The organism is Balnearium lithotrophicum (genome assembly GCF_900182585.1).
Lineage (GTDB): Bacteria > Aquificota > Aquificia > Desulfurobacteriales > Desulfurobacteriaceae > Balnearium > Balnearium lithotrophicum.
In genome coordinates, this window is sequence record NZ_FXTM01000005.1 from 98,089 (window position 1) to 106,796 (window position 8,708).

Annotated in this window: 9 protein-coding genes; 8 read left to right on the forward strand and 1 reads right to left on the reverse strand. The window is 42.1% G+C overall.

Annotated elements, in window-relative coordinates:
- Window positions 1-37 precede the first annotated feature (37 nt).
- Genes ileS through FN732_RS02970 form a run of 5 tightly spaced genes read left to right on the forward strand, consistent with a single transcriptional unit; the run spans window position 38 to window position 6,175 of the window.
- A complete protein-coding gene (gene ileS / locus FN732_RS02950) occupies window positions 38-2,827 on the forward strand; it encodes an isoleucine--tRNA ligase (RefSeq protein ID WP_142934538.1) in 2,790 nt (929 codons plus the stop codon).
- A complete protein-coding gene (gene radC, locus FN732_RS02955; RefSeq protein ID WP_246051305.1) occupies window positions 2,794-3,501 on the forward strand; it encodes a RadC family protein in 708 nt (235 codons plus the stop codon). The genes ileS and radC overlap by 34 nt, the downstream gene beginning before the upstream one ends.
- Window positions 3,494-4,465 (forward strand): D-glycero-beta-D-manno-heptose-7-phosphate kinase, encoded by a 972-nt coding sequence (gene rfaE1, locus FN732_RS02960; RefSeq protein ID WP_142934543.1) that lies wholly within the window; start codon window positions 3,494-3,496, stop codon window positions 4,463-4,465. The genes radC and rfaE1 overlap by 8 nt, the downstream gene beginning before the upstream one ends.
- Window positions 4,446-5,375, forward strand: coding sequence for a TIGR00269 family protein (locus tag FN732_RS02965; RefSeq protein WP_142934545.1), 930 nt, complete (start codon window positions 4,446-4,448; stop codon window positions 5,373-5,375). The genes rfaE1 and FN732_RS02965 overlap by 20 nt, the downstream gene beginning before the upstream one ends.
- Window positions 5,369-6,175: a menaquinone biosynthetic enzyme MqnA/MqnD family protein gene (locus tag FN732_RS02970; protein WP_142934548.1), complete on the forward strand. Its 807-nt coding sequence runs from the start codon at window positions 5,369-5,371 to the stop codon at window positions 6,173-6,175. The genes FN732_RS02965 and FN732_RS02970 overlap by 7 nt, the downstream gene beginning before the upstream one ends.
- Here the strand turns inward: FN732_RS02970 and FN732_RS02975 are convergent.
- Entirely contained in the window at window positions 6,150-6,809 is a 660-nt protein-coding gene (locus tag FN732_RS02975; RefSeq protein ID WP_142934550.1) for a hypothetical protein, read from the reverse strand. The genes FN732_RS02970 and FN732_RS02975 overlap by 26 nt on opposite strands.
- Before the next feature lie 64 nt (window positions 6,810-6,873).
- Between FN732_RS02975 and FN732_RS02980 the strand changes: the two genes are divergently transcribed.
- From FN732_RS02980 to FN732_RS02990, 3 genes are all read left to right on the forward strand, one after another.
- On the forward strand, window positions 6,874-7,773 hold the full coding sequence (locus FN732_RS02980) for a DUF4388 domain-containing protein (RefSeq protein WP_142934552.1): 900 nt from the start codon (window positions 6,874-6,876) through the stop codon (window positions 7,771-7,773).
- Window position 7,774: 1 nt separating this feature from the next.
- Window positions 7,775-8,341 (forward strand): Tll0287-like domain-containing protein, encoded by a 567-nt coding sequence (locus FN732_RS02985; protein WP_142934554.1) that lies wholly within the window; start codon window positions 7,775-7,777, stop codon window positions 8,339-8,341.
- Window positions 8,342-8,406: 65 nt separating this feature from the next.
- The coding region (locus FN732_RS02990) for a helix-turn-helix domain-containing protein (protein ID WP_142934556.1) at window positions 8,407-8,708 on the forward strand (302 nt) is incomplete at its 3' end.

Here is an 8,708-nt window from a genome sequence, read left to right on the forward strand (position 1 = left end):
AAATACCCCCGTTTCTCAATTCCTTAGGAGGACTCCTATGAGCAAGAAGGACTACAAGGAAACTCTCAATTTGCCAAAAACAGAATTTCCAATGAGGGGAAATTTACCCAAAAAAGAACCTGAAATTCTCAAGTACTGGAGTGAAATTAACATATACAAAAAACTCTTAGATGAACACAGGTGCGACGACCAGTTTACTCTCCACGACGGACCTCCCTACGCAAACGGCCACATTCATATTGGCCATGCACTCAACAAAATACTCAAGGATATTGTTGTTAAATCAAAAGTTTTACAGGGGTACAGAGCTCCCTTTGTTCCCGGATGGGACTGCCACGGACTTCCTATTGAGAGGGCAGTTTTTAAGGAACTCAAAAAGAGAAAGGACGAAGTTGACCCGTTAGAAGTTAGAAAGCTCTGTAGGGAGTATGCAGAAAGGTGGGTAAATACACAAAGGGAAGAGTTTATAAGACTGGGAGTTTTTGGTGATTGGGAAAACCCCTACATCACTATGGACCCTAAGTATCAGGCAGACATCGTCAGGGAGCTTGGAAAGTTCTACGAAAAGGGGCTCGTTTATAGGGCTAAGAAACCTGTTTACTGGTGTCCTTCCTGTGTAACAGCCCTTGCAGAGGCTGAAATTGAGTACTCAGACGAAACCTCACCATCAATATACGTTGCCTTTAAGGTTGGGGATTCAAAGGAAAAACTTCCTGAAAATACTTATTTAGTCATCTGGACAACAACTCCTTGGACTTTACCTGCAAACGTTGCAATTGCTGCAAACCCTGAGCTTGACTATGTAGTTTTGAGAAGCTCCGATAAAAATTACGTAGTTGCAGAGAGTCTCCTTGAGGACTTTAAGGAAAAGACGGGAATTGATGGAGAAGTTGTCAAAAAACTAAAGGGAGAGGAGCTTGAAGGGATTACCTACAAACACCCGTTCATAGATAGAACGGGAAAGGTGGTTCTTGCAGATTACGTTGCAGCCGATACGGGAACAGGGCTCGTTCACATAGCCCCAGGACACGGAGAGGAGGACTATCAGGTCGGTTTAAGGTACAACCTTCCCATTCTCGTCCCTGTTGATGACTACGGAAGGTTTACGGACGAGGCCCCCGAATGGTTAAGGGGAATGAAAATCTGGAATGGAAATAAAGTAATAATTGAAAGATTGAAGGAATCAGGGCACCTTCTCTACAGCGGGAAAATCACCCACTCCTACCCCCACTGCTGGAGGTGTAAGGGAAAAGTAATCTTTAGGGCCACTCCCCAGTGGTTCATAGCAATGGACCGGGGGAATCCTACTCTGAGGGAAGTTGCCCTCTCAGAGATTGAAAAGGTCAAGTGGATTCCCGAGTGGGGAAGGATAAGAATAAGGAACATGGTTGAACAGAGACCTGACTGGTGTATCTCGAGGCAGAGAATCTGGGGAGTTCCAATAGTTGCATTCTACTGTAAAAACTGTGGAGAGGTTATCTACTCAAAGGAAATTGCAGATAGGGTTGCCGATATTTTCGAAAGGGAATCCGCAGATGCCTGGTACAGTAAAGCTCCTGAGGAGCTATTACCTGAAGGCTTTACCTGTCCAAAGTGTGGTGGAAGGGAGTTTGAAAAGGAAACGGACATTCTTGACGTCTGGTTTGACTCAGGTTCGTCCCACGCCGCAGTTCTTGAAAGGAGGCCTGAGCTCTCCTGGCCTGCAGACCTCTACTTAGAAGGCTCCGACCAGCACAGGGGCTGGTTCCAGGCGAGTCTATTGGAGTCGTGTGGAACGAGAGGTAGAGCTCCCTACAAATCCGTTCTCACCCACGGCTTCACCCTCGACGAGAAGGGAAGGAAGATGAGCAAGTCCGTTGGAAACGTAGTATCTCCATTGGACGTTACAAAGAGGTACGGAGCTGAAATTCTGAGGCTGTGGGTTGCAAGTGAGAACTTTACAGAGGATGTGAGGATTTCTGACAACATACTCAAAAAGGTGAGTGAGGTTTACAAGAAGATAAGGAACACTCTCAGATTTATGATTGGAAACTTGAAGGACTTTACACCCAACAGAGCTCTCCCCTACGATGAGCTATCGGAAATAGACAAGTGGGCACTCAATAGGTTCTACCAACTTAGGAACGAAATTGTTGAGAATTACAACAGTTACAGGTTCAACAGAATATTCAGAAAACTCTACGAGTACTGTTCAATTGAGCTTAGCTCAATCTATTTGGACATAAGTAAGGATACACTCTACTGTGAGCACCCTGATTCGAAAAAGAGGAGGAGCTCCCAGACGGCTATCTACACAATTCTCTACGGTCTAAATACACTCATCGCTCCGATACTCTCCTTTACTGCAGAGGAGGTTTACAGGTACATACCGGGAGCAGACAAGGAGTCTGTCTTCCTGGAGGAATTCCCTCCTGCCTGTGATGATTTTGATTCAGAGATTTTAGATAGGTGGAATAGACTGATAAAAGTCAAGGGAGTTGTGAATAAAGCCCTCGAGAGAGCGAGGAAGGAAGGAGTTATAAGCCACTCCTTAGAGGCCTCTGTCGATGTCTTTGCAGAGGGTGAAATTTACGAGCTTTTAAAGAGATATGAAAAGGAGCTACCTTTTATATTCATTACCTCACAGGCTATCGTTAGGCCTATAAGTGAAGCTCCTGAGGACGCAGTTTCAGATGAGGAGCTAAAGGGAGTAAAAGTCGTTGCAAGGAGAGCAGAAGGAAGAAGGTGTGAAAGGTGTTGGGTCTACAGTACGACTGTAGGCGAGGACAATGAGTACCCGGACGTTTGCAGAAGATGTGCAGAAGTTTTGAGGAATCTGGAGAAGTAGTTGTGTACTCTATAAAGGAGCTCCCAGAATCTGACAGGCCAAGGGAGAAGTTGGAGAGGTTAGGGGCTGAAAACCTCTCCGACTCGGAGCTCCTTGCAATTATCCTTAGAACAGGAACATTTGGAAAGAACGCCTTAGACCTTTCAAGGGAACTCATAAAAGAGTTTGGGGGATTGAGCAACCTCTCGGAAGCCTCCCTAAGCGAACTGATGAGGATAAAGGGTTTAGGAAGGGCAAAGGCAGTTACACTTTCAGCACTTTTTGAGCTATGTAGAAGGATAAGGAGTCAAAAGTTTGACAGGAAAATATCCTCTCCGGAGGATGCTTTCATACTCCTCAATCCGGTGTTTTCTGAAAGGAAAACGGAACACTTTGGAATTGTAACTCTCAACAGGAAGGGAGCGGTAATAAACATTCACACGGTTTCGGTGGGAGGTTCGGGAAAGGTTGCCGTTGAGCCAAAGGAGGTCTTCAGACCTGCAATAAAGGACCTGGCAGAAGCCGTAATTCTCTTTCACAACCACCCATCCGGTGACCCAAAGCCAAGCAGAGAGGACATAGAAGTAACTAAGAAACTCTTAGAAGTGGGAAATTTAATTGGAATAGAGGTCTTAGACCACATAATTTTAGGAAGGGAGAGATTCTTCAGCTTTAAAGGAGAAGGTCTTGTTTAGAAGAGAGCTCCTTAAAAAGTTCTGGGATAGGAAAGTCCTTGTAATTGGTGATTTTATGTTGGACGAGTACATAGAAGGAAAGGTAGAGAGAATCTCTCCTGAAGCCCCTGTTCCGATAGTTGAGGCAAGGGAGACAACCTTCAGACCAGGAGGAGCTGCAAACGTAGCTGTAAATGTTAGGAGCTTGGGAGGGAGTGTAACGGTCCTTGGAGTTGTTGGAAATGACGAAGGGGGAGAGAGGTTAAGGAAAATCCTAAGTGGGAAGGGTATCAATACAGAACTCCTTTTGGAGGATACCTCAAGGCCAACAACCAGAAAAACGAGGATAATCTCGGGCTCTCAACAACTTCTAAGGGTTGACTGGGAGAGTAAGAACTACATATCTGAGAAACTGAGAAAGGAACTTCTTACCTACCTTTTGGAAAACTACAGAGACTTTGATGTTATCGTTATCTCAGACTACGGAAAGGGGGTTGTAACAAAAGAGCTCTTTGAAATAACCGGAGAAATTAGAAGAAAAACTCCCGTATTTTTAGACCCAAAGGAGAGGAACTTTCCGATTTACAGGAACGTAACGGCAATGACACCGAACATAAAGGAAACCTTCCAAGCAGTTGGAATTAAACCGATTTCTGACGAGGATGCAGAAAGAGCTGGTAAAAAGCTGATAGAGAGGTTTAATTTAGAGTATGCAGTAGTAACGAGAAGCGAAAGGGGAATTTCAATAGTTACAGGGAAAGAGGTAAAACACATACCGACAAGGGCCAAGCAGGTATTTGACGTAACGGGAGCCGGCGATACCGTAATCGCCTCATTCTCACTGGCAGTTGCAGCGGGAGCTCTCCCGTTTGAGGCGGGAGAAATTGCAAATTTAGCAGCAGGAATTGTCGTTGGAAAGCTCGGAACAGCAACAGTTACAGTGGAAGAAATAGAAGAGGCATTAAATGCTCTGCAGAATCTGTAAGTCAAAGGGTGAAAGAAAAAAGGCCGTTGTATACATAAGACACCACAGACTTGCCCTGTGTAAGGAGCACTTCTTAGAGTGGTTTGAGAGGCAGGTTCAAAGGACTGTAAAAAAGTTCAAAATGTTTAACAAAAACGAGAAGGTTTTAGTTGCAGTTTCTGGGGGAAAGGACAGTCTCTCACTCTGGTATGTTTTGAACAAATTGGGTTACGAAACGTACGGATTCCACGTAAGTTTAGGGATTAAAGGGTGGGAGTACTCAAAAAAATCACTGGAAGTCTGTAAAAAGTTCTCAGAGAGGATAAATCGCCCGTTAATAGTTTTCGACCTTAAGAAGGAGTTTGGTTATTCAATTGAGGAAATAGCAAAAGGAGTTGGAAGGAAGGATGTCTGTTCTGTATGTGGAACCTTCAAAAGGTATTTAATGAACAGGGTAGCCATAAAGGAGGGATTTAAGGTTGTTGCAACGGGGCACAACTTGGACGACGAGTCTGCCCTGCTCCTATCAAACACCATGAGGTGGGAGGTTGGTTACTTAGGAAGGCAGTACCCTGTACTTCCCGAGTTTGGAGGATTTGCAAGGAAGGTTAAACCTTTCTGTTTTTTAACGGAGAAGGAGATTGTCAGCTATGCAATACTGAACGAAATCAAGTACATGGAAACGGGATGTCCGAACGCCAAGGAAGCAACTTCGGCAGTTTACAAGAGAGCTCTTGCAATGTTGGAACACGAAATGCCTGGAACGAAACTCAGGTTCTACAAGGAGTTTTTAGAAAGGGCAAGACCTATCTTTGAGAGAGAGTTGAAGGAGAATTTGGAGCTCAACGAGTGTGAGGTCTGCGGTATGCCAACAACAGCTCCTGTCTGTTCAGTTTGCAGAACGTTAGAGAGGTTAAAAGGTAGATGCTGAGGGTTGGAAAGATAGAGTACTTGAACACAGTTCCCGTTTACTACGGCTTTATAAAGGGAGTTGTTAAGTGTAAAGAAGTTGAATTTGTGGAGGACGTTCCCTCTGAGCTCAACAGACTTCTCCGAGAGGGCTTCTTGGATGTATCGGTGGTATCCTCGTACGAGTACATAACAAACTGGGACAAGTACTTAGTCCTTCCAGACCTGTCAATTTCCGCATACAGGAAGGTTAAAAGCGTTCTCTTCTTTTCAAAAGTACCGATTCACCAGCTCCACAGGAAGGATGTCTGGATTACAAGGAGCTCCATGACCTCAAGGGAGCTTTTAAAGTACCTTCTGAAAAACGTTTACGGTGTTGAGCCTAACTTCTACTACTACTCAATGAAGGAAGGAGGACTTCCAAAAAACCCCAAGGCCCTTTTAGCTATAGGAGACGATGCACTGAAACTCCTGCCAAAGAGAACATTTCCCTTTGTCTACGACCTTGCCGAGGAGTGGTTCAACTTAACGGGACTTCCCTTTGTCTTTGCAGTCTGGGCCGTAAGAAGGGACTCTTACGAGAAGAAGAGAGAGAAGGTTAGGGAACTCTACAGGAAGCTCATTGAATCAAGGGACTTTGGAGAAAGGAGTTTCGATGAAATATGTTCTGCTTACAGTAAAAAAATTCCCCTAAATGAAAAGTCCTGCAGAAACTACCTTAACTGTCTCAACTTCCACCTTGGAGAAGAGGAAGAATCCTCCCTTAAGACGTTCTCTGAAAAAATAGGAAAGCCTTTTAAACTTTACTACTTAGAGATTTAAGTTTTTTGGCAATTTCCTCCCTTTCCTTTCCCTCCAACTGTGAGGAGACTTCTCTGATAAAATCTTCAAAAGATTTATCCTTCGTCCTTTCAAGAGCCTCCTCAAAAACAGAAAGTGCCATTATTCCAAAGTAGTTATTCAAAATTTCCAATATTTCATCTTTTAACTTTTCAAAAATTTCAACTTCTTTACCAAGGAGTTCTTCAAGTTTACCGTGGAGTTTTTCCCTCTCTTCTCCTGAAAGCTCTCCTAGGAGCTCCTCAATAAACTCCTCCTTAGATGAAGCTGATGAAAGGGCTTCATCGATGACAAACGTCGAAGCTACACCATAAAATGGAGAAATTAAATTTACAATTTCCTCGATTTCCTTATCAGTTAAAGAGACCTCTTCATTTCCTCTCTTCTTAGTTCCTCCTTTCTTTGCAGATAGGAGTTTATTTACAACTTCCAAATGGAAACTCTTAACCTCCTCCTCAATATTCTCCTCTGGCTCTACCTCCTTTTCGAGTCTTTTTAGGGCTACTCCTTCTTTAAAGATGTTTGAAACAACTTTTCCAGACGAATGGTAAAACTCTGTTTGAACGTGAAACTTTGTACTTCCAATTACTACATCCTCATTTATGGATGTGGCCATTGTTCCTCCTTACTAAAATGTGTGTTATTATTTTATTAAAATAAAATCCATAGAGAGGATAAAAATGGAATTAAAGGGGAGCTTCCACTCAGAAGTAGAACTTTCCGACCTCTTTCAGGTTGTAACTCTAGGTAAAAAAACGGGGGAAGTAAAGCTTTCCAACAATGGTAATACGGAAAATATAACCTTGTTTATAGAAAAGGGAACTATTGTCAACTTTTCCTCAAACTTACCAATTATTAAAGTTTTGAAAGAACGGATTGCCTCAGGAGATTTAGATTTTTTTGAAGCCCTAAAATTCGTTTTCCACTACATCAACCTCTGGAATGGGGGAAAATTTCTCTTTAGAGAAAAAAAACTAAGCAATATAGAAAAGCTTGGGAACCTTGATGCACTTAATGTAATTATGGATTATACAAAAGAAAAGGATGAAATTAGTAAGATTGACTTGGAAAAGATTCTTGATTTTAACTCTAAATACGTTTTATCAAAGAATGCTGAACTTCCCATAACGTTCGACAGGGATTCTTGGAATATTTTAGTTGATATTCTCTCTGGAAAATCTATTTTAAGTTCTATTTTTCTCAATGCCCACTCATTTAAGTCGGGTTTAGAGATAGTAAATTCACTGGTTCAAAAGAATATTTTGAAGAAGAAAACCGAAGAAGAAGTTATTTCAGAGGAGTCTGAAGAACTTAAAGCTGAAGTTAAAACAATTCCTAATGAAAAAATTAATGCTTTCAGAGAACTTTTAACAGAAATCATGGGACCTATGGGAGAATTTTTAGTTGACGAGACCTTAGAGGATTTGGAAGTAAATGAACTGCCAGTTCATTTAGCTAACGAATTCATAGAAAAATTGCTGGATAAAATTCCTGAGACATGCTTGATAGAAGGTGAAAGTTGTAAAGAAAGATTAAAGAACGATTTTGAAAAAATAATTGCCGAGGAAAAGGGAGGTTAAAATGAAGAACCTGTCCATCTTTCACAAAGTTTTAATAGTTTTTGGAATCGTTGTTCTATTGGCTTCATTTTCATTTTTGCACCTAATCAATAAAACTTACGAGAAAGCTCTGATAACACAAGGTAGGAACATAGCTCAACTTGTAATCACCTTTAGAAAGTGGATTGCAAACTACGGGGCTGTCTGGACAAAGGACAAGTACGAGGAGGATAAAGGTTATCTTTTAGCCCTTGAGGGACAGAATGGAACTTTGAAAAGCTACGGAACTAATGAAGTTCTCGGTACTATTCCCGCTTTCCACTTTTATGCTCACAACCCTGCCCTTGCCACAAGGGAACTCTCTGGTCTAACGAGCAGTGATTACGGTTGGAGCTTTAGGGCCGTTTCAGACAGGTACCTCTCTCCAACGGACAAGCCAGATAAGTGGGAGATAAAGGCTATATCAAAAATAAAGGAAGAGTTCAAAAAAGGTAGTAAAACTGGGGAATTTTGGGGATGGGACAGAAACAAATTTAGATTTGCCAAGGCCCTGAAGGTTAAGAAAGGGTGTTTAAAGTGTCATTGTTGAAGTTCAGAAAGAAGGTGGACACCCTAAAATAAGATTTGAACTCCAACAAAAGGAGGTGTCCACCAATGAAACAATTAAAGAAATTCAAAGGTGCATCCCTGCACATATCAAATACACCCTTCAAAAAAACAATCAAAAGAGGAACGAAAATCAAAACCAAACTCGACCTAACAAAAGACCCAAACGTGAGAAAAAGACTTAAATGGATTCAACACTACGAAAAACACCAAAATGCAAGACTAACCTGCAGATACTTCGGAATAAGTCCAACCACCTTCTACAAATGGAAAAATAGATACAAAAAGTACGGTTTAGAAGGCCTCAAAGACAGAAACAAAAGACCTCACAGAGTAAGACAACCTCAGAT